Origin of the sequence: Enterobacter sp. ECC-175 (assembly GCF_043968675.1) — a bacterium.
GTDB lineage: Bacteria > Pseudomonadota > Gammaproteobacteria > Enterobacterales > Enterobacteriaceae > Enterobacter.
This window is the reverse complement of record NZ_CP143776.1, coordinates 2,648,469-2,667,559: the sequence shown is the minus strand read 5'-3', so window position 1 is coordinate 2,667,559 and position 19,091 is coordinate 2,648,469. Positions and strand designations below refer to the sequence as shown.

The window sequence follows — 19,091 nt, the reverse complement described above, 5'->3', positions numbered from 1 at the left end:
TGGATTAGCTGAGCCTTTTCGCCCATTCCTGACTGGCCCGATGCATCAGGCCGTATACGTGTTCGAACGCCTCGTGGCTTTTCCGGTAAGGATCGGGGATCTCTTTTTCCTTAAGCCATTGTCCGAAGAACAGCGTCTTGCCGCGCACTTCCGGCGCCATGGACGTCACCTGAGCAATGTGCCCGGCCTCCATCACCAGAATCAGGTCATACTCGCGCAGCATCGCAGAGGTGGTTTTGCGGGCAACGTGGCCCTCCAGAGAGACGCCGTTTTTCGCCGCAATCTGGCAGGCAACCGCATCAGCGGGTTCCCCGGTTAAGCCCGCGGTGCCCGCGGAGTCAACCCGCACGTGCGGCAGCATCTGGCGCAGCAGGCGCTCGCCGGTCGGTGAGCGGCAAATATTTCCGGTGCAGACCACCAGAATCGAGTGGAAGCTTAGTTTGGCCATGAGTTGATATACCGCGCGGTTTCCGTGATGTCGTGAATGCCGGTAATGGTTGGCACCAGCTGTGAAATAACCCGGTTCCAGCGCACCAGCGGCGCGGTGGTGACATACACGATGTCATAAGGCTCAAGCGGGAACTCCGTGCCCAGCACCATCGCCGAGGCGTCTTTCGCGTTGAGCTGGTAGACGTTGGCAATCTTGCCGCCCTGCTTGCCCTTCAGCGAGCGGATCACGAACACGCCGCTGGCGTCGGACATGTCCTGCTTCACGCCTTCGGCATGGCCCAGCGCTTCCGCCAGCGTCATGCCGCTGCGATCCATTTTGAGCGTGCTCTGGCGACCCACTTCGCCCATCACAAAGACCTTCAGATCGTCATTGCGCGGAACGAAAAGAATGTCGCCAGGGTGCAGCAGCTTGTTCTGGGTCAGGTCGCCGCGCTGCATTAAGGCATACAGCGAGATTTTGGTGTCCTGCCCCTGATGGGTAAGCACCACGTTGCGCCAGTCGGCGTCGGCGGTCAGGCCGCCCGCGGCGTTAATCGCGTCCATCACCGTCAGGGGAATGTTGGTGATGGGCTGCTGGCCGGACTTCGCCACTTCGCCCGTCACGTAGGTTTTCTGCGAGCGGAACGCGGCGATGCTGACGTCCACCTGCGGGCTTTCGATCACCTTGTCCAGACGCGAGGTAATCTCGGCGCGAACCTGCGTCAGCGTTTTACCCGCCACCTTCAGCCGGCCGATATACGGGTAAAAAATCGTCCCGTCGGCGTTCACCCAGTTGCCAGTGTCGCTGGCGCTGCGGTACTGGCCTGCGGGGGTCGTCAGCTCCGGGTGATCCCAGACGGTCACCATCAGCACGTCGCCGACGCCGATGCGGTACTCATACTGCGCCAGCTGTTCATCCAGCAGCGGATTGGCGCGCGCGGTAACCTGCTGCGGGCGAAGCCTGTCGATTAGCCCCGGCGTCAGCGGGTAAACGTTAACCATTTTATTGAGGTCGTCGCTGCTGTCCGGCAGCTCAATGACGTCTTTACCGCGCGTGCTCAGCCCCTGGCCCGGTACGACCGCACAGCCGCTTAGCGTCACGAGCGTCAGGCCCAGCAGGGAAAATTTAAACGTTCGCTTTTTCATTTCTCACTATCATTTATCAGGTGTTCAGGGTCATTGCCCCACGGGCGTTTCGCGTTCAGCGGCCATGCCGTAGAGCGGGTATTTGCGGTTGAGCATTTGCCCCCCGTCGCGGGTGAGCGGCGTCCAGGAGACTACGGCCCGGTTGCGGTTCGGCGAAATGGTCATCAGATCCAGCGGCACGGAGACATAGAAGCCTTTGCTGAATCCGCCCTCGCCGTAATCCTCTTTCGAGACGTTGCTTTTCGCCGCCCACACGCCCACGGTGATGCCGCTGTCAAAGCGCCGGGCGATATCCAGCGTGGCGCCTTTGTCTTTCGCCAGATACTGGCCAACGCTCAGCTTCATCAGCACCGAGTTGACCTGCGGCGGGTTCCAGTAAGCGGTGATAAACCCGGTCGGCGCGGCGTAATCGGTAAAGCGCATCATGTTGTTCCAGTCGCGCTGTTTGACGTAGTTCACGTCCACTCCCAGCGCCCAGCTGGCGTCCAACGGGCGGTACAAGACTTCCCCTCCCACGCCGCCGTACATCGTCTCGAGGTAGCCGCCGTAAAGCTGGCCGTAGAAGCCCGAGCCGAGGCGGCGAATGGCGTTGCTTTGCAGATTGCTGACGTAAACGTCGTTGGCAACATAGTCGCGGATATGGGTTCTTACCCGCGGCAGCGTGGAGTCCGCGGGCAGCAGCGACGAGTTAAATTTGTCGTAGTTGTTGTAGAGATTGGCGAACACCCCGCCGTCGATAAGCCAGCCGTCCGTCAGCCAGTAGCTGGCGCTTGCCAGCATCCCCACCTGGAACATATAGAAATCCTCCGGGCCGCCGAGCGACTGCGCCAGCGTTGGCGACAGGGAATAACTGAAGCGACTCTCCCGGATGCGGTAGCCGCGGCCCCACGCGGAAAAATCCACCGGCTCGACGCGCCGCTGCACCAGCGGCTTTTCCTGCCCGATTGGGTATCCCTCAAGCCGCTGGCGCAGGCTGGCGACCTGCGTTTCGGTCGTCACCATCGGCAGGTGGTTGCGCATCTGCGTTACGCTCAGGGTCTCAACCCCCTGCGGAAGGGTGTTCATCAGAATGCGGTTGGCGCGGTCGACGGCCTCGCGCGGATCGCGGTAGCGGTATTGCTCGCCGCTCAGGTGGAGCGTGCTGCCGCTCTGGCGTATTTCCGGGGCGTCAAATCCGGCGCTGTATTTCAGCGCCGTAAGCTGGCTGGCAACGGCGGTATACTGTAGCCCGGCGGTTTCTGGCGCAGGCTGGTATTCCGGCTTCGGGCTGTCACGCAGCGCGGGGCGCAGATCGTTAAAATTGGTGCGAAGCGTAAAGCCAAACGTCAGCGTGTTGCCGCGCTCGACGCTCAGCATCAGGTCCGCCCACTCGGCGGCGCGGTAAACCATGCCAACGTTAAAGGGGCTGGACTGCTTAATTACGCCAGCAAAATCGTGCTTATAGTCGTTGCCGTCGTACTCCAGCTTCAGGCGCAGCGGGTGCCACGGCGTCTGGTATTCCACGCCTGCGAAAATTGCCGCCGGGCCGCGAAACATCTCGCTAAAGCTTACGTCGCCCGCATCGTGCAGTTCGGGGCGGGTGCAGTATCGATCGCTAACCTGGCAGAACGGGTTGCTGACGTTGCCGCGGTTGCCCGGATATCCCCATGCGATACCGGCCGTCAGATCGAACGGACCCGCCATTTTGCTCGCCGCGAGATACTCGCCGTCAAACAGGCCGGTTCCGGCGATATCCCGCTTGCCCAGCGCCGCCTGCGGCAGCCACGTCGATTCTTCCCACAGCCGAACCTTGAAATCGAAGGATTTATCCTTGTAGCTCTGGTCGCCGCTGAAGTCCGGGTTGCCGCTGTAGCGGCGGGTGCGGACGTCGGTATAGCGAACGGTGCCTTCCAGCCATGGGAACAGCGCGACCGACGCTGAGTAAAAGCGATATTGGTCGTTATCGCGATAGCCGAGGCTGAACTCCCCTTCACGCGCAAGGCGGGCGTTGGGCATTTGCATCAGGCCGGTGCCGCCAAAATCCGACTGCGACGGGCCAACGGGGTCCGGGAAGGTGTCCGTTTGCGCATAGCACGCGCCGGAAACGGCTGCCGCCAGGCAGCTCAAAAGCATCTGTTTTTTCATTATTTGTTTTCCCGCTGTGCCAGCAGGCGAATAATCTGCGCATTCAGGCCACGGTCGTCTTCGGCAAGACCAACCCAAATCAGGCTGCCGGGCTCCGCTTCGCGATGGCGCGCGTTCCAGAACGCGATCGGCACGGTGGCACTCTTCCCGGACGGCGAGATGACGGTGACGCTGTGGCTGTTAGCCCCGGCCAAAAAAGCGCGTCCTTTCAGATAGTCGCGAACGCTCGCCCCCGGCCGCCAGGGCTGTGGACCCGGTAAATCAACCGCGCCAAGCAGCGTCACCGCGTCAGGTCGCGGCGTAAGGTAAAGCCGGTACTGCCCCTGAAGGCGAAGGTTGGCTTCGGGCTGAGTACGCACGGCGTCAGGGTCGAGTTCCACAAACAGACGGCCAACCACCGCGCGGCGGGCCAGCTGTTCACGCACGCTGCGCAGCGTTGCGGCCAGCGGCGCGTCTGCCCGTAGCTCCCAGCGGGCGAGATCGCCTAACACGCGCTGCCGCAGGGCGTTGGCCTCCCGGTTTGCCCGATCGGTTGTGAGGATCGCGCCGGGCCACCAGGCGCTGGCGCTCACCTCCGGCGACGTCACGAGCTCGGCGAGGCGCCGCTTGCCCTCTATCGCGATCGGCCGCTCTGCATCCGGTCCGTAGAGCATTACCACGTTCTGCTCTGCCGCACCGGCGCAGGTGGCGAAAAGTAAAATGCCGATCGGCAGCGTGAATCGCATATTCATGGGATAGGTTTCAGGAGCATCGTTTCTGCGGGCAATACGCCTGCGCCAATCATCTGCTGGCTCTGACGAACCAGCCCGGTTGTTTTCTCAATCCAGAAGGTGTTTTGCCATTCGCGCTGCGGCACGAACGCACGCACGCTTTCCCGCCAGACGTGCGTGTCCACGCGCTGGCCGGCAATCGTCAGCGCGGCATCGCCTGCGGGGGTAAACGTCGAGATCAGCCTGGCGGAACGCGATTCGCCCTCTTCGCTCCAGCGCACGTCGCGCTGCCACCGCGCGCCGTTGTGCAGTCTTGCGGCGTTCATCAGCGGATCGCCGTCAAGGTTGGTTACTTCAAGAAGGTTGCTGCGCAGGCCTACGGTTTTGACCAGCCGTCCGCTGCGGGTCACGATGACTGCGCGATCCTGAGTCAGCCATTTGTCGAGGCCATGTTCCCGATAGCCGAGCACCACAAAAATGCGCTGGCCGCCGTTCAGGCGCAGGTACATCGTTGAGTACGGCAGGGACTGTATGTCGTCATCCGCTACGGTGACGTCCGGCGCGCCGCGCAGCGAAGCCGAGAAGGTCTCCACCATGCTTTGCTGGCTGGGCGTACACCCTTGCAGAAACAGCCCCGTCAGGGAAAAAATGAGTATTCGCACCGTCAGTCCTTCTCAATGATCCAATGCATCAGGGGTAAATTACCCGGCGCAAACTGCGCGCCGGGTAACGGGCACGGGTGTATCACCCTTCGCAGACCGCCTTAACGCGTGGCGGTCGTAGTGGTGGTGTTTGGCGAACCGTTGCTGCTGTCGGTAGCCGCAACGACGGCCAGCGCCGCGAGGCCAACGGCGGCAGTTACGCCCGCAACGGTTGCGGCCCCGACTGCGCCGGCGGCTACGCCTCCGGTGGTCCCTGCGGTTGCGGCCGTGGTGCCCGCGGCCGCTTCACCGGCGGCAACAGCGGATGGCGCTGCTGCTGCCAGGGTCAGCGCAGCCAGAACTGCACAAAGCGTCTTTTTCATTTATGCTCCTCATTCAATGAATGACTGATTGAACCTGATTATTCAGGCTTATTAACCGGGCACATGCCCGAGGCTGACTTCCGTCCCTGAAAGGCACGGAATATCATCCATGCCAGCGCCCTGGCTCAAATAGCCAGCGTGCGGAAATAGGTCATGACGTTGATAACGCAGATGGAAATAATGTATGCGATAGCGGCGGCTAGGATAATTGCTACATTATGAAATAACAACCTGACGGGAATTATCACAACGCGAGCCGAATTAATTTAACGCATGGCGCCCCGCAGGCCATAACCCCGGCACCGCATAAAAAACCGAAATACAGTCCAGCACCCTGCAATACATAACCAACTGTATTTATTAGCGAATATATAAAACAAAGAAATAAGCGAGGCACTGATTAAAAGCCAACGACGGGTGCAATAATAACGCGCCTGTCTGAAAGAAAATCATTCTCGCCAGCTTAAAGTGAAATAAGCCCGTAGAATATTGCGCTTATATGCAGTTCATTTCGCATCGATAAAAAGATAATTACCAGGAGGCGTCAGGCTCAATAATATTAATAGCGCTCATCTTTGAGCGCTATTTTCTGTTTTGCGGTGCCGCTATTCACCTCGAGCCATTTTTGCACGGCAGGCATTAATAGTAATCAATGCTGTTTTTAATGGTGTACTTGCGCTCAACGGCGGGTTTAACGCTGTCGTCCACGATCAGCAAATCGCAGCTAACCGGGTTGTTATGGCGATCGTAATCGCAGCTTTGCGTCACGTTCCCCAGCGGTTTTTCATTCAGCGTGCTTACGGCGGTGTAATCCATACGCTTGCGAAGGTCCTTGGACGGAATGGCCTGGACGGACAGGTGCTGGTCGCCGGAGACGGTCGTTTTGCCCAGCGGATAGCCGTCCGCGTCGTAGCGATATTTCACTTCCATCTCTTTGCCGTGCGCGGCGACCACAAAACCGCTGTCGTCGGTCTCCCACGTCACGCCCGCCGACGGCAGTTCGGCCAGCTGGCATTTGCCCTGAAGCTTCACCTTTCGCTCCTGGGTTTCCGCATCCACGTAGAAGTTAGCGTCCAGCACCAGCGCAACGCCGGTATTAGCCTCCAGATCGTGAAGCTCGAGGGTATCAAAGCACCCTTCGGTGGACATCGACCCCGTCACGCGCTTGGAAACTTCGCCCTTGTCGTTGATAAGCGTCTGGGAAAAGTCTTTGACCGGCCCGCGAAGGGGATCAAAATCAAACTCATTGGAGAAACTCGCCATTTCAGGCGTAAACGACAGCGGTGCGGAGCTGTTGTCACAGCCTGCCAGCGCCGCTGCCAGAAGCGTTATTGCTGCATATTTCTTCACGTCATGTACCGATACAGGGAGATTATTCCCAATCATATTAGCAAATACAGATGTTTACACGAACCCTGCTAAAATTAATCTACACACAGATAAAAGGAGCTAAAGATGAAACGGTTACCCTGGATTACCGCCCTGCTGCTAATGAGCGCTTCACCGGCCCTTCTGGCCGCCCCGAATTCCTGCGAACGCGTTAAGAGCGATATTCAGCAGAAAATTATCAATAACGGCGTGCCGGAATCTGGCTTTACCCTCAACATCGTGCCAAACGATCAGGCGGATCGTCCTGACGCGCAGGTTGTTGGGCATTGCGCCAACGACACCTTCAAGATTTTGTACACCCGCACAGGCGGCGGCAACGAAACGGCAGGCGGCGCGGGCACCCAGGAGAACGCGCCCGCAGAACCGCAATAAAATTGCCCATCAATACCCTTGAATTGACGAGGATTAATATTTAATACCTCCAAATAAGTACCATTCACCCCACCATTAGCCCGATTATCATCACGGGCGAAAATAATACGACTATCAATGATGGGGTGAGTCATGTCTGATGTTGAACATCACGGCGGCATTAGCCGCCGTTCTCTGGTTAAATCCACCGCTATAGGATCGCTCGCCCTCGCCGCGGGCGGGATTTCGTTACCTTTCGGCTTAAAAAGCGCGGCGGCGGCGGTGCAAAGCGCCGTTCACCCTTCTGAAGATAAGGTCGTCTGGGGAGCCTGCTCCGTTAACTGCGGCAGCCGCTGTGCGCTACGCCTGCACGTTCGTGACGACGAGGTGTATTGGGTCGAAACGGACAATACCGGGGATGATATTTACGGCAATCATCAGGTTCGCGCCTGCCTGCGCGGACGGTCTATTCGCCGTCGCATCAATCATCCTGACCGCCTCAACTACCCGATGAAGCGCGTGGGCAAGCGCGGCGAAGGCAAGTTTGAGCGCATCAGCTGGGATGAAGCGCTGGACACGCTAGCCGCCAGCCTGAAGGGGGTGGTGGAAAAATACGGTAACGAAGCGGTCTACATTAACTACTCGTCCGGCATCGTCGGCGGTAACATCACCCGCTCCTCGCCTTACGCCTCGCTGGTGGCGCGCCTCATGAACTGCTACGGCGGCTTCCTGAGCCATTACGGCACCTACAGCACCGCGCAAATTGCCTGCGCCATGCCGTACACCTACGGCAGCAATGACGGTAACAGCACCTCGGACATCGAAAACACGAAGCTGGTGGTGATGTTCGGCAACAACCCGGCCGAAACGCGCATGAGCGGCGGCGGGATCACCTATTACCTTGAGCAGGCGCGCGAGCGCTCTAATGCCCGGATGATCGTTATCGATCCGCGCTATACCGACACCGCTGCCGGGCGCGAAGACGAGTGGGTCCCGATTCGTCCGGGCACCGACGCGGCGCTGGTCGCGGGCATCGCGTGGGTGTTGATTAACGAAAACCTCGTCGACCAGCCTTTCCTCGACAGGTACTGCGTCGGCTATGACGAAAAAACGCTGCCGGAAGGCGCACCCGCCAACGGCCACTATAAAGCCTATATCCTCGGCCAGGGCGAAGACGGCACGGCGAAAACGCCGGAGTGGGCCTCGCGCATCACCGGCATCCCCGCCGACCGTATTATCAAGCTGGCGCGCGAAATCGGCACCGCAAAACCGGCCTATATCTGCCAGGGCTGGGGCCCGCAGCGCCAGGCAAACGGTGAGCTCACCTCTCGCGCCATCGCCATGCTGCCGATCTTAACCGGCAACGTCGGGATTAACGGCGGCAACAGCGGCGCGCGCGAATCCACCTACACCATCACCATCGAGCGTATGCCGCTGCCGGATAACCCGGTGAAAACGCAGATTTCATGCTTTAGCTGGACGGACGCCATCGCCCGCGGGCCCGAAATGACCGCCACCCGCGACGGCGTGCGCGGTAAAGACAAGCTTGACGTGCCCATCAAGTTCATCTGGAACTATGCCGGTAATACCATCACCAACCAGCATTCCGACATTAACAAGACCCACGACATTTTGCAGGACGAGAGCAAGTGCGAAATGATTGTGGTCATCGACAACTTTATGACCTCTTCGGCAAAGTATGCCGACATACTCCTGCCGGACCTGATGACCGTTGAACAGGAAGACATTATTCCTAACGACTATGCCGGAAACATGGGGTATCTGATTTTCCTGCAGCCGGTCACCGCGCCGAAGTTTGAGCGCAAGCCGATCTACTGGATCATGAGCGAAGTGGCAAAACGCCTCGGCCCGGACGTGTATCAGCAGTTTACGGAAGGCCGCACGCAGGCCCAGTGGCTGCAATTCCTTTACGCCAAAATGCTCGAGAAAGATCCGGCGCTTCCGTCTTACGAAGAGCTCAAGCAAATGGGAATTTACAAGCGCAAAGACCCGAACGGGCATTTTGTCGCTTACAGGAAATTCCGCGAAGATCCGCAGGCCAATCCGCTGAAAACGCCGTCGGGCAAAATTGAGATCTACTCCAGCAGGCTGGCCAGCATCGCCAGCACCTGGGAGCTGGAAAAAGACGAAACCATCAGCCCGCTGCCGGTCTATGCCTCGACCTTCGACGGCTGGGACGCGCCTGAGCGCAGCACCTATCCGCTGCAGCTGTTCGGCTTCCACTTCAAGGCCCGCACCCACTCCAGCTACGGCAATATCGACGTGCTACAGGCCGCCTGCCGTCAGGAGGTGTGGCTAAACCCTGTCGACGCCGAAAAACGCGGCATTAAGAACGGCGATATGGTTCGCGTCTACAACGACCGCGGCGAGCTGCGCATTCCGGCAAAAGTGACGCCGCGCATCATGCCGGGCGTCAGCGCCATGGGCCAGGGCGCCTGGCACGATGCCAACATGAACGGGGATCGCGTAGACCACGGCTCGTGCATCAACACCTTAACCACGCATCGCCCGTCGCCGCTGGCAAAAGGCAACCCGCAGCACACCAACCTGGTGCAGATCGAGAAGGCGTAAGGAATAGCACATGACAACCCAGTATGGATTTTTTATTGATTCCAGCCGTTGCACCGGGTGCAAAACCTGCGAGCTGGCCTGCAAGGACTACAAGGACTTAACCCCGGACGTCAGCTTCCGCCGTATCTACGAATACGCGGGCGGCGACTGGCAGGAAGATAACGGCGTCTGGCATCAGAACGTGTTTGCCTATTACCTGTCAATTGCCTGCAACCACTGCGAAGACCCGGCCTGCACCAAGGTTTGCCCGAGCGGTGCGATGCACAAGCGTGAAGATGGCTTCGTGGTGGTAAACGAGGACGTCTGCATCGGCTGCCGCTACTGCCACATGGCCTGCCCGTACGGCGCGCCGCAGTACAACGCCGCCAAAGGCCACATGACCAAGTGCGACGGCTGCCATACCCGCGTCGCCGACGGCAAAAAGCCGATCTGCGTCGAGTCCTGCCCGCTGCGCGCGCTGGACTTCGGCCCGATTGATGAGCTGCGTCAAAAGCACGGCCAGCTGGCGGCGGTCGCGCCGCTGCCGTCCGCGCACTTTACGAAGCCAAGCATTGTGATTAAACCTAACGCCAATAGCCGTCCGACGGGTGACACCACCGGCTACCTGGCAAACCCGAAGGAGGTGTGAGATGGGAAGTGGATGGCACGAATGGCCGCTGGTGATCTTCACCGTATTTGGGCAGTGCGTGGCCGGGGCGTTAATCGTCACCGGATTGGCCTGGCTTTACGAAAAAGACGCGGCGTTGAAAGCGCGGATCGTTCGCAGCATGTTCTTTCTCTGGGTGGTGATGGGCGTCGGGTTTATGGCCTCGGTGCTGCACCTCGGCTCGCCGCTGCGCGCGTTTAACTCCCTGAACCGCGTGGTCGACTCGGCGCTCAGCAATGAGATCGCCGCGGGCTCACTCTTCTTCGCCGTCGGGGGATTCTGGTGGCTGCTGTCGGTTATCGGTAAAATGCCGCCCGCGCTCGGCAAGATCTGGATGGCGGTGAGCCAGCTCCTCGGGATTATTTTTATCTGGGCCATGACGCGCGTGTATCAGATCGACACCGTGCCAACGTGGTATACGGGTTACACTACCGCCGCCTTTTTCCTGACCGCGGCGCTGGGTGGCCCACTGCTGGCGGCGCTGCTGCTGCGCGCGGCGAACGCAACGTACAAAGGCACGCTGGCGGCAGCCGTCAGCGCGCTGGCGCTGCTGGCGAGCTGTGCCGTTATTGTGCTGCAAAGTCAGGATCTGTCCACGATCCACAGCGCTATCCAGCAGGCCAGCGCCCTGCTCCCCGACTATGGTACGCTCCAGGTCTGGCGTATTGTGCTGGTTGCTGCCGGTTTGGGCTGCTGGCTCTGTCCGCTGATTCGTCACCGGGAGCCAAAAGCGTTTGGTCTCGCTGTCGGCGTTGTTCTGGTCGTACTGGGCGAGCTGATTGGCCGCGGCCTTTTCTACGGTCTGCATATGACCGTTGGAACGGCCATCGCGGGTTAACATAAGCGCGCGGGTGACCCCCGCGCGAGTAAGGAATGCAGTAATGAGTGAAGTAGAAGACCGTAAAGCCTTTGCCTTTAGCGCCCGCGTGCTGGGCGCGTTGTTTTATTTTGCGCCTGATAGCGAGCAGGCGGCACCGCTGGTGAATGCGCTGACGGCGGGAGACTGGGTTCAGGACTGGCCGCTGGCAAACGAGGCGCTGCAGCCTGTGGCCGATACGTTCAGAACCCCTTCCGATGAAGCGTTGCCAGACGCCTGGCAGCGCCTGTTTATCGGCCCGTACGCGCTGCCTGCGCCGCCGTGGGGGTCCGTCTGGCTGGACCGCGAGTCCGTGCTGTTTGGCGACTCTACGCTGGCCCTACGCCAGTGGATGCGCGAAAACAATATCGCCTTCGAGGTCCAGCAGAATGAGCCGGAAGACCATTTTGGCACACTGCTGCTGCTGGCCGCGTGGCTTGCAGAAAACGGGCGCGACGCCGAGCGGGACCAGCTCCTCGCCTGGCACCTGCTGCCGTGGAGCGCGCGTTTCCTTTCCGAGTTTATCGACCACGCCGGGCATCCGTTCTATGCCGCGCTGGGCAGGCTCACCCAGCTGACGCTCGCGGACTGGCAGTCCACCCTGCTTATCCCCGTTGCTGAAAAAACGCTGTACCGCTAATAGACGCTGGCTTGCGCATCCCGATGTGCAAGCCAGCTAGCTCGCCGCATGTCTTATAATGACATTTCTGCTGCAACGGATACATTAAGCTGATATACTGTATATAATTACAGTATAAGGGGTTCATCATGGCTGTTGAAATCAAATATGTTGTCGTAAGAAAAGGTGAAGAGAAAATGACATTTGCCACGAAGAAAGAGGCCGACGCTCACGACAAACTGCTCGACATGGCAGACGCCTTCACCGAATGGCTGTTGCAAAGCGGAATACAAATGGACGAAACGCAGGCGGAGGATCTCGGGCTCTATTTCGCCGAGCACAAAGAGACCGTGCAACATATTCTGCGCACCAGCAAACTCCCTGAACTTAACGCCGAAACGGTTACAGACCAGACGGAGTAAGATGCGCACGCCAAGGGTCGGCCCTCTGAGTTCAGTTTTGCTTACCCTTTAGCATCCGGTCACGCATATTCACCGTAAGCGTTTAATTAATTACAAAACCTCGAATACTTTCCGATCAAATAATAATTAAGCAATATCCTGGTCAGCCAGCAGCATCGTTTTGCTAGCGTGAGAGATCAGGCAAAGCTTAATCCGGAGGTATTCTTTGCTGATTAAACTAAAGAAAGAACGAACGCATGGGGAAGATCGCCGGCTCGCGCTCTGGCTGGCAACCTCAGCGGGCGTGTTGAATGCTATCGCGCTGGGGGCTTTTGGCTTTTTCCCTTCCCATATGACGGGCAACACCTCACAGTTGTCCAGCGAAGTCTCCTCTACCGATCTTAGCGACATTCTATTCTTTAGCGCCATTATCCTGTCGTTTGTCACGGGCGCAATTATTGCGAGAATCACTGTCCTTTGGGGAATAATCCACAACGTTCGGCTGATATTCAGTCAGGTTCTTTTTGCTGAAGGTCTCTTGCTGGCGGGCGTGTCGCTGTACGAAATCTATTTTCATTCATTCGCCACGAACCGTGAAATTATTATTTTCCTCTGCGGGCTGATGGGCGTCCATAATTCCACCTCGACTCAGCTTTCTGGGGGGCGGGTACGCTCGACGCATATTACCGGCACGCTGACCGATGCGGGCATATCTCTGGCCTCCGTTGCGGTTGCCATGCTCCGTCGGGATTACTCTAAAGATTCGGCGGCCCAAAAGAGCCAGCTCAAAACCCATTTGACGACCCTTTTTTCGTTTATTACCGGCGGTATTGCGGGACTGCTCCTTTTCAGAGGGTTTGGATTTAACGCCATGCTTGCCCTGGGAATAATGCTGGTCCTCGTCGCCGCGTTCTCGATTGCCCGCATCTCATGGCGCGTCCGAAAGGTGCGCGCAGCGGTCGGCCGATAATGACATCCTGCACGCCTAAAGTGACAACGTCACCTTAGGCGACTCTCTTTAAGACTATTCTGCCCACCCGCTGACAGCCCTTATCCCATAAGGCTTAAATTAAGATCTCCTTACTATCATAGGGTTACTCTTTTTACCCCTTCGCTGGAACCCTTCCCATTCCCTTGCTATAGCTGAATGACCCCTGCCGAAACATGGCATAACAACAGGCAACCGGCGGTTGCTATAACGCATGCGCACAGGGAGACACACCGCAATGCACCCATTACTTAAACGTTCGCTGCTCTTCGTCGGCGCGATTATCGTGGTCCTCGCCCTCCTCGTCTGGGGAATTGGGCTGGAAACGATCAAGGCGCGTCAGGTTGATTTGCTCTACCTCGGGCAACAGCACCTGATCCTCGTATTCTCATCCATGTTCTTCGCGCTGCTGGTCGGTATTCCGAGCGGCATTCTGCTGAGCCGCCCGGCGGCGCGCGGCGTTGCGGAATACGTGATGCAGATCTTTAACGTCGGCAACACGCTTCCGCCGCTGGCGGTCCTCGCCCTGGCGATGGTGGTCATTGGGATCGGCGATAAGCCGGCGATCATCGCCCTGTTCCTCGCCTCGCTGCTGCCTATCGTCAGAAACACCTACGCCGGGCTGTGCTCCGTGCCCGCGTCGCTGCTCGAAGCGGCAAACGGCATCGGCATGACCAAATGGCAGCGCCTGCGCCAGGTTGAAATCCCTAACGCGTGGCCGGTGATGCTGTCCGGCATCCGCATCGCCACGGCGATTAACGTGGGGACCGCGCCGCTGGCGTTCCTGATCGGCGCCAGCAGCTACGGCGAGCTGATTTTCCCGGGCATCTACCTCAACGATTTCCCGACGCTGATCCTCGGCGCGGCGGCCACCGCCCTGTTCGCTCTGATTCTGGATACGCTGCTGGCCGCGCTGGGCCGCCTGATGAGCCCGCACCTCGCCCGATAACAATAACAAGGAGCTGTGTATGAGACTGTTTTCCAGCCTGACGGCGCTGTGCGCCGCCGCGCTCTTCTCCAGCCAGGCGCTCGCCGCCCCGCTGATCCTGGCCACCAAAAGCTTTACCGAGCAGCACATCCTCTCGGCGATGACCGTGCAATATCTGCAGAAAAAAGGGTTTCAGGTACAGCCGCAGACCAATATCGCCACCGTCATCTCCCGCAACGCGATGATCAACAAGCAGATTGACATGACCTGGGAATACACCGGTACGTCGCTGATTATCTTCAACCACATCAACAAGCGTATGTCGCCAGAGGAGTCCTACGAGACCGTGAAACGCCTGGACGCGAAGCACGGCCTGGTGTGGCTCAAGCCCGCGGACATGAACAACACCTACGCCTTCGCGATGCAGCGCAAGCGCGCCGAAGCGGAGCATATCAACACCATGTCGGAGATGGTGGCAAAGATTGAACAGGTTCGTAAAACCGACCCGGACAACAACTGGCTGCTCGGGCTGGACCTGGAGTTTGCCGGGCGCAGCGACGGCATGAAGCCGCTGCAGGCGGCGTATGGCATGGCGCTGGATCGCCCGCAGATCCGCCAGATGGACCCGGGCCTGGTGTATAACGCCGTGCGCGACGGCTTCGTTGACGCTGGCCTCATCTACACCACCGACGGCCGCGTGAAGGGCTTCGACCTGAAGGTGCTGGAAGATGATAAAGGCTTTTTCCCGAGCTATGCGGTTACCCCGGTGGTGCGCAAAGACACGCTGGAGGCCAATCCGGGCCTCGAAGAGGCGCTTAACACCCTCTCCGCCCAGCTCAATAACGACGTCATCACCGAGCTAAACAAGAAGGTGGATATTGACCATCAGTCACCGCAGCAGGTCGCCCGTGATTTCCTGCGTAGCAAACAGTTGCTGTAGGAGGCGCTATGGAGACGATTCACTACATTATTGATAACTGGGACTATCTCTTAACGCTGACGCTGCAGCACCTGTGGCTGGTAGCGCTGGCCGTGGGGCTGGCGATTATCATCGGCGTTCCGTTGGGGATTTTAATCGTCCGGCACAAATGGCTGGCGACGCCGGTGCTGGGGATTGCGACCATCGTGCTGACCATTCCGTCTATTGCCCTGTTTGGCCTGATGATCCCGCTCTTTTCGCTAATCGGTCAGGGGATTGGCGCCCTGCCCGCCGTGACCGCGGTGTTTCTCTATTCGCTGCTGCCAATTGTGCGTAACACCCACACGGCGCTGGACAGCCTGCCGCCGGGCCTGCGCGAGGCGGGCCGCGGCATCGGGATGACCTTCTGGCAGCGCCTGCGCTGGGTTGAAATCCCGATGGCGCTGCCGGTCATTTTCGGCGGGATCCGCACCGCCGTGGTGATGAATATCGGCGTCATGGCAATTGCCGCCGTCATCGGCGCGGGCGGCCTTGGCCTGCTGCTGCTTAACGGCATCGGCGGGAGCGATATTCGTATGTTGATTGCGGGCGCGCTGATGATTTGTCTTTTAGCCATCGTGCTCGACTGGCTGCTGCACCGTCTGCAGGTGGCTCTGACTCCAAAGGGGATTCGATAATGATAAAACTGGAAAACCTCACCAAGCAATTTTCACAGAAGCACGGCCAGACGTTTAAGGCCGTCGACAACGTTAATCTGAACGTGCCGGAAGGTGAAATGTGCGTCCTGCTCGGCCCGTCCGGCTGCGGCAAAACCACCACGCTTAAGATGATTAACCGCCTGATTGCGCCAAGCAGCGGTAAGATCCTGATCAACGGCGAAGACACCAGCGCAATGGACACCGTGACCCTGCGCCGCAACATTGGCTACGTGATCCAGCAGATTGGCCTGTTCCCGAACATGACCATCGAAGAGAACATTACCGTGGTGCCGCGCATGCTGGGCTGGGACAAAGCCCGCTGCAAAACGCGCGCCGAGGAGCTCATGGACATGGTGGCGATGGACCCGCACAAGTTCCTCAACCGCTATCCGCGCGAAATGTCCGGCGGCCAGCAGCAGCGTATCGGCGTGATCCGCGCGCTGGCGGCCGATCCTCCGGTGCTGCTGATGGACGAACCGTTCGGCGCGGTCGACCCAATCAACCGCGAGGTGATCCAGAACCAGTTCCTCGAGATGCAGCGCAAGCTGAAGAAAACGGTGATGCTGGTGAGCCACGATATTGACGAAGCGCTGAAGCTGGGCGACCGCATCGCCGTCTTCCGCCAGGGGCGCATCGTGCAGTGCGCCAGCCCGGACGAGCTGCTGGCGAAGCCGGCGAACGAGTTTGTCGGCTCCTTCGTTGGGCAGGACCGCACCCTGAAGCGCCTGCTACTGGTCTCCGCGGGCGACGTCACGGACCAACAGCCGACGATTACGGTCCGCAGCTCTACCCCGCTGCCGGAGGCGTTTGCGCTGATGGATGATAACGACATTCGCGCCATCACCGTGGTCGATGAACACGGCAAGCCGCTGGGATTTGTGAAGCGCCGTGAAGCGCGCCACGCCAGCGGCACGTGCGCGGATCTGCTGCACCCGTTCCGCATGACCGGCAAGGCGGAAGACAACCTGCGCGTGGTGCTCTCCCGCCTGTATGAGAGCAACACCAGCTGGATGCCGATCGTGGACGAAGACGGACGCTACAACGGCGAAATCTCGCAGGACTACATTGCGGAATACCTCAGCTCGGGCCGCACGCGGCGGGCGCTCAATATCCACAGCGACAGCTAACCTCCACACCGGGCGCTGCCCGGTTTTTTTTCGCACGCATAACTTTTGCTAACCCCGCGATTTGCCGCCACAATATTGTATCTTTCCCGTTGATGCGTAACCCATGCAGCGCCTTCACGCTTACCCTGACATCCGGGCGATGTTTCGCCGACTTCTGATAGCCACCGTCACCGGCGTTCTGGCCGCCCTCGCCGTGGCGATCTTTCGCCATTCCATGTATCTGCTGGAATGGCTGTTTCTCAGTAACGAAAGCGGCAGCCTGGTTAACGCGGCGGCGGCCCTCTCGCCCTGGCGACGCGCGCTGACGCCTGCCCTGGGCGGGCTGGCGGCGGGATTGCTCCTGTGGGGATGGCAGCGAATGACGGCGCAGCGCCCACACGCGCCGACGGACTATATGGAAGCGCTGGAAACGGGAGATGGCCAATTTGACTACGCGGCCAGCCTGGTGAAATCCCTCGCATCGCTGCTGGTGGTGTCCAGCGGAAGCGCCATCGGCCGGGAGGGCGCGATGATCCTGCTCGCCGCCCTCGCCGCCTCGCTGTTTGCCCGCCGCTTCACCCCTAAATCGGAGTGGAAGCTGTGGATCGCCTGCGGAGCGGCCGCGGGGATGGCAAGCGCCTACCACGCGCCGCTCGCGGGAAGCCTTTTCATCGCCGAGATTTTATTTGGCACCCTCATGCTGGCCTCGCTCGGCCCGGTGGTGATTGCCGCCGTGGTCGCGCTGCTGACCACGCGGCTGCTCAGCCCGGGGGCCAATACGCTGTATGACGTTCATCTCAGCGAAACGCTGACCGCAATGGATTATTCTCTTATCGTCGGAACGGGGCTGCTCGCCGGGCTTTGCGGCCCGCTGCTGATGTGGCTGATGGACGCCAGCCACGCGCTGTTCCTGCGCCTTCGGCTTTCGCCCCCGTGGCAGCTGGCGCTGGGCGGGCTGATCGTCGGGCTGCTATCGCTGCTGACGCCGAAGGTCTGGGGCAACGGCTACAGCGTGGTGCAGGCGTTTTTGATCTCGCCGCCGCTGCTGTCGGTGATTGCGGGCGTATTCATCTGCAAATTGCTGGCGGTGCTCGCCAGCAGCGGCTCGGGCGCGCCGGGCGGCGTTTTTACGCCAACCCTGTTTGTCGGCATGGCGACGGGCATGCTGTTTGCGCAGCTTTTCGCGTGGGGGCTTCCAGGCTCGGAGACGGCGATTCTGCTGGGATTAACGGGGATGGCGACGCTGCTTGCGGCGACGACCCATGCGCCGATCATGTCTGCGCTGATGGTCTGTGAAATGACCGGGCAGTATTTTTTACTGCCCGGCCTGCTGGTCGCCTGCGTGGTGGCGTCCGTGCTGTCGCGGACGTTACGCCACGACTCTATCTACGGACAGCACGCCGCCGAAGGCCGCGAGATCGATGTACTGCGCTAGCTCGCGCTGCTCGGCGCGCGGCAGATAAGGCAGCTCCCCCACCAGCGGTCCGGGCAGCTTCTTACTCAGGACGTCAATGATTTCTGCGTAGTGCGCAAGCCCTGGGTTGATGCGGTTTGCCACCCAGCCGATGAAAGGCAGGCCGTCATTGGCAATGGCCTGCGCCGTCAGCAGCGCATGGTTAATGCACCCTTCCTGAATGCCCACCACCATCACGACCGGGAGCTGTTCCTGTACCACCCACTCCGATAACGGACGTAAATCGTTCATCAGGCTGCGCCATCCGCCGGTGCCTTCAACGACGACGTGGTCAGCCTTATCGCTCAGGTTCGCCAGGCCGTCAGACAGCAGGCCGTAATTGATCAGGCCGCTGTGGGCCACGCTGCTTTCATCTTCGCTTAATGCAATGGGGTTCACCGCGTGATACGGCAGCTCAAGGGATGAGACGCTTTGCAGGACCAGGGCGTCCTTATTGCGCAGCCCCTCAGGCGTCTCTTTACTGCCTTTTGCGACGGGCTTGTACCCGGCAACGCATTTACCGCTCGCCGCCAGGGCCTGCAGTAGCGCGCGGGAGACCACGGTCTTCCCGACAGAGGTATCTGTACCCGTAACAAAGAAACGCTTAAGCATGACTCACTCCACCTCTTGGGTATGCTTCGGAAATATAAACCAGGTAAATAATTCAAAGGGGGAAGTCTACGGGATGTGTGCGCTATCAGGCTTGAGATAG

Annotated in this window: 20 protein-coding genes; 12 read left to right on the top strand and 8 right to left on the bottom strand. The window is 59.4% G+C overall.

What is annotated here, in order from left to right; all coding sequences use genetic code 11:
• Positions 1-4: 4 nt before the first annotated feature.
• The 7 genes from V1599_RS12755 to V1599_RS12725 form a co-directional block, all read right to left on the bottom strand.
• Positions 5-448 carry a protein tyrosine phosphatase gene (locus V1599_RS12755; protein ID WP_395300171.1) on the bottom strand — a complete coding sequence of 148 codons (444 nt, stop codon included), beginning with the start codon at positions 446-448 and terminating at the stop codon, positions 5-7.
• Entirely contained in the window at positions 436-1,575 is a 1,140-nt protein-coding gene (locus V1599_RS12750) for a polysaccharide export protein (RefSeq protein ID WP_112009891.1), read from the bottom strand. Before V1599_RS12750 ends, V1599_RS12755 begins: the two co-directional genes overlap by 13 nt.
• Before the next feature lie 30 nt (positions 1,576-1,605).
• Positions 1,606-3,699, bottom strand: coding sequence for a YjbH domain-containing protein (locus V1599_RS12745; RefSeq protein WP_395300170.1), 2,094 nt, complete (start codon positions 3,697-3,699; stop codon positions 1,606-1,608).
• Positions 3,699-4,430, bottom strand: a complete 732-nt coding sequence (locus V1599_RS12740) for a capsule biosynthesis GfcC D2 domain-containing protein (RefSeq protein ID WP_395300169.1) — start codon at positions 4,428-4,430, stop codon at positions 3,699-3,701. The genes V1599_RS12745 and V1599_RS12740 overlap by 1 nt, the downstream gene beginning before the upstream one ends.
• The gene (locus V1599_RS12735) at positions 4,427-5,071 is read right to left on the bottom strand and encodes a YjbF family lipoprotein (RefSeq protein ID WP_395300168.1); all 645 of its coding nucleotides are present in this window, start codon (positions 5,069-5,071) and stop codon (positions 4,427-4,429) included. The genes V1599_RS12740 and V1599_RS12735 overlap by 4 nt, the downstream gene beginning before the upstream one ends.
• A 101-nt stretch (positions 5,072-5,172) precedes the next feature.
• The gene (locus V1599_RS12730) at positions 5,173-5,433 is read right to left on the bottom strand and encodes a hypothetical protein (RefSeq protein ID WP_112009888.1); all 261 of its coding nucleotides are present in this window, start codon (positions 5,431-5,433) and stop codon (positions 5,173-5,175) included.
• Positions 5,434-6,072: 639 nt separating this feature from the next.
• A complete protein-coding gene (locus tag V1599_RS12725) occupies positions 6,073-6,819 on the bottom strand; it encodes a YnfC family lipoprotein (RefSeq protein WP_395300167.1) in 747 nt (248 codons plus the stop codon).
• A 69-nt stretch (positions 6,820-6,888) separates the two neighbouring features.
• Here V1599_RS12725 and V1599_RS12720 point away from each other — a divergent pair, with 69 nt between their 5' ends.
• The 12 genes from V1599_RS12720 (at position 6,889) to clcB (ending at position 18,361) form a co-directional block, all read left to right on the top strand.
• Positions 6,889-7,194: a DUF1161 domain-containing protein gene (locus V1599_RS12720; protein ID WP_112009887.1), complete on the top strand. Its 306-nt coding sequence runs from the start codon at positions 6,889-6,891 to the stop codon at positions 7,192-7,194.
• A 132-nt stretch (positions 7,195-7,326) separates the two neighbouring features.
• On the top strand, positions 7,327-9,765 hold the full coding sequence (gene ynfE / locus V1599_RS12715) for a selenate/tellurate reductase subunit YnfE (RefSeq protein ID WP_395300166.1): 2,439 nt from the start codon (positions 7,327-7,329) through the stop codon (positions 9,763-9,765).
• Between the two features lie 10 nt (positions 9,766-9,775).
• Positions 9,776-10,393, top strand: coding sequence for a DMSO/selenate family reductase complex B subunit (locus V1599_RS12710; protein ID WP_395300165.1), 618 nt, complete (start codon positions 9,776-9,778; stop codon positions 10,391-10,393).
• A 1-nt stretch (position 10,394) separates the two neighbouring features.
• Positions 10,395-11,249 carry a dimethyl sulfoxide reductase anchor subunit family protein gene (locus V1599_RS12705; RefSeq protein WP_395300164.1) on the top strand — a complete coding sequence of 285 codons (855 nt, stop codon included), beginning with the start codon at positions 10,395-10,397 and terminating at the stop codon, positions 11,247-11,249.
• 43 nt (positions 11,250-11,292) lie between these two features.
• Positions 11,293-11,907, top strand: coding sequence for a Tat proofreading chaperone DmsD (gene dmsD, locus V1599_RS12700; RefSeq protein WP_297117370.1), 615 nt, complete (start codon positions 11,293-11,295; stop codon positions 11,905-11,907).
• A gap of 128 nt (positions 11,908-12,035) precedes the next feature.
• Positions 12,036-12,308, top strand: coding sequence for a YebG family protein (locus V1599_RS12695; protein ID WP_297117373.1), 273 nt, complete (start codon positions 12,036-12,038; stop codon positions 12,306-12,308).
• 205 nt (positions 12,309-12,513) lie between these two features.
• Complete coding sequence (locus V1599_RS12690) at positions 12,514-13,257, top strand: YoaK family protein (RefSeq protein ID WP_297117376.1); 744 nt, start codon at positions 12,514-12,516, stop codon at positions 13,255-13,257.
• Between the two features lie 256 nt (positions 13,258-13,513).
• Positions 13,514-14,224: an osmoprotectant ABC transporter permease OsmY gene (osmY, locus tag V1599_RS12685; RefSeq protein ID WP_297117378.1), complete on the top strand. Its 711-nt coding sequence runs from the start codon at positions 13,514-13,516 to the stop codon at positions 14,222-14,224.
• Between the two features lie 19 nt (positions 14,225-14,243).
• On the top strand, positions 14,244-15,143 hold the full coding sequence (osmX, locus tag V1599_RS12680) for an osmoprotectant ABC transporter substrate-binding protein OsmX (protein WP_112009592.1): 900 nt from the start codon (positions 14,244-14,246) through the stop codon (positions 15,141-15,143).
• 8 nt (positions 15,144-15,151) lie between these two features.
• Positions 15,152-15,799, top strand: coding sequence for an osmoprotectant ABC transporter permease OsmW (gene osmW, locus V1599_RS12675; RefSeq protein ID WP_112009591.1), 648 nt, complete (start codon positions 15,152-15,154; stop codon positions 15,797-15,799).
• On the top strand, positions 15,799-16,947 hold the full coding sequence (gene osmV / locus V1599_RS12670; protein WP_395300163.1) for an osmoprotectant ABC transporter ATP-binding protein OsmV: 1,149 nt from the start codon (positions 15,799-15,801) through the stop codon (positions 16,945-16,947). The genes osmW and osmV overlap by 1 nt, the downstream gene beginning before the upstream one ends.
• A gap of 103 nt (positions 16,948-17,050) precedes the next feature.
• Entirely contained in the window at positions 17,051-18,361 is a 1,311-nt protein-coding gene (gene clcB, locus V1599_RS12665; protein ID WP_395300162.1) for a voltage-gated ClC-type chloride channel ClcB, read from the top strand.
• Here the strand turns inward: clcB and bioD are convergent.
• Positions 18,296-18,991: a dethiobiotin synthase gene (bioD, locus tag V1599_RS12660; RefSeq protein WP_112009588.1), complete on the bottom strand. Its 696-nt coding sequence runs from the start codon at positions 18,989-18,991 to the stop codon at positions 18,296-18,298. The two genes, clcB and bioD, sit on opposite strands and share 66 nt — an antisense overlap.
• Positions 18,992-19,091 lie beyond the last annotated feature (100 nt).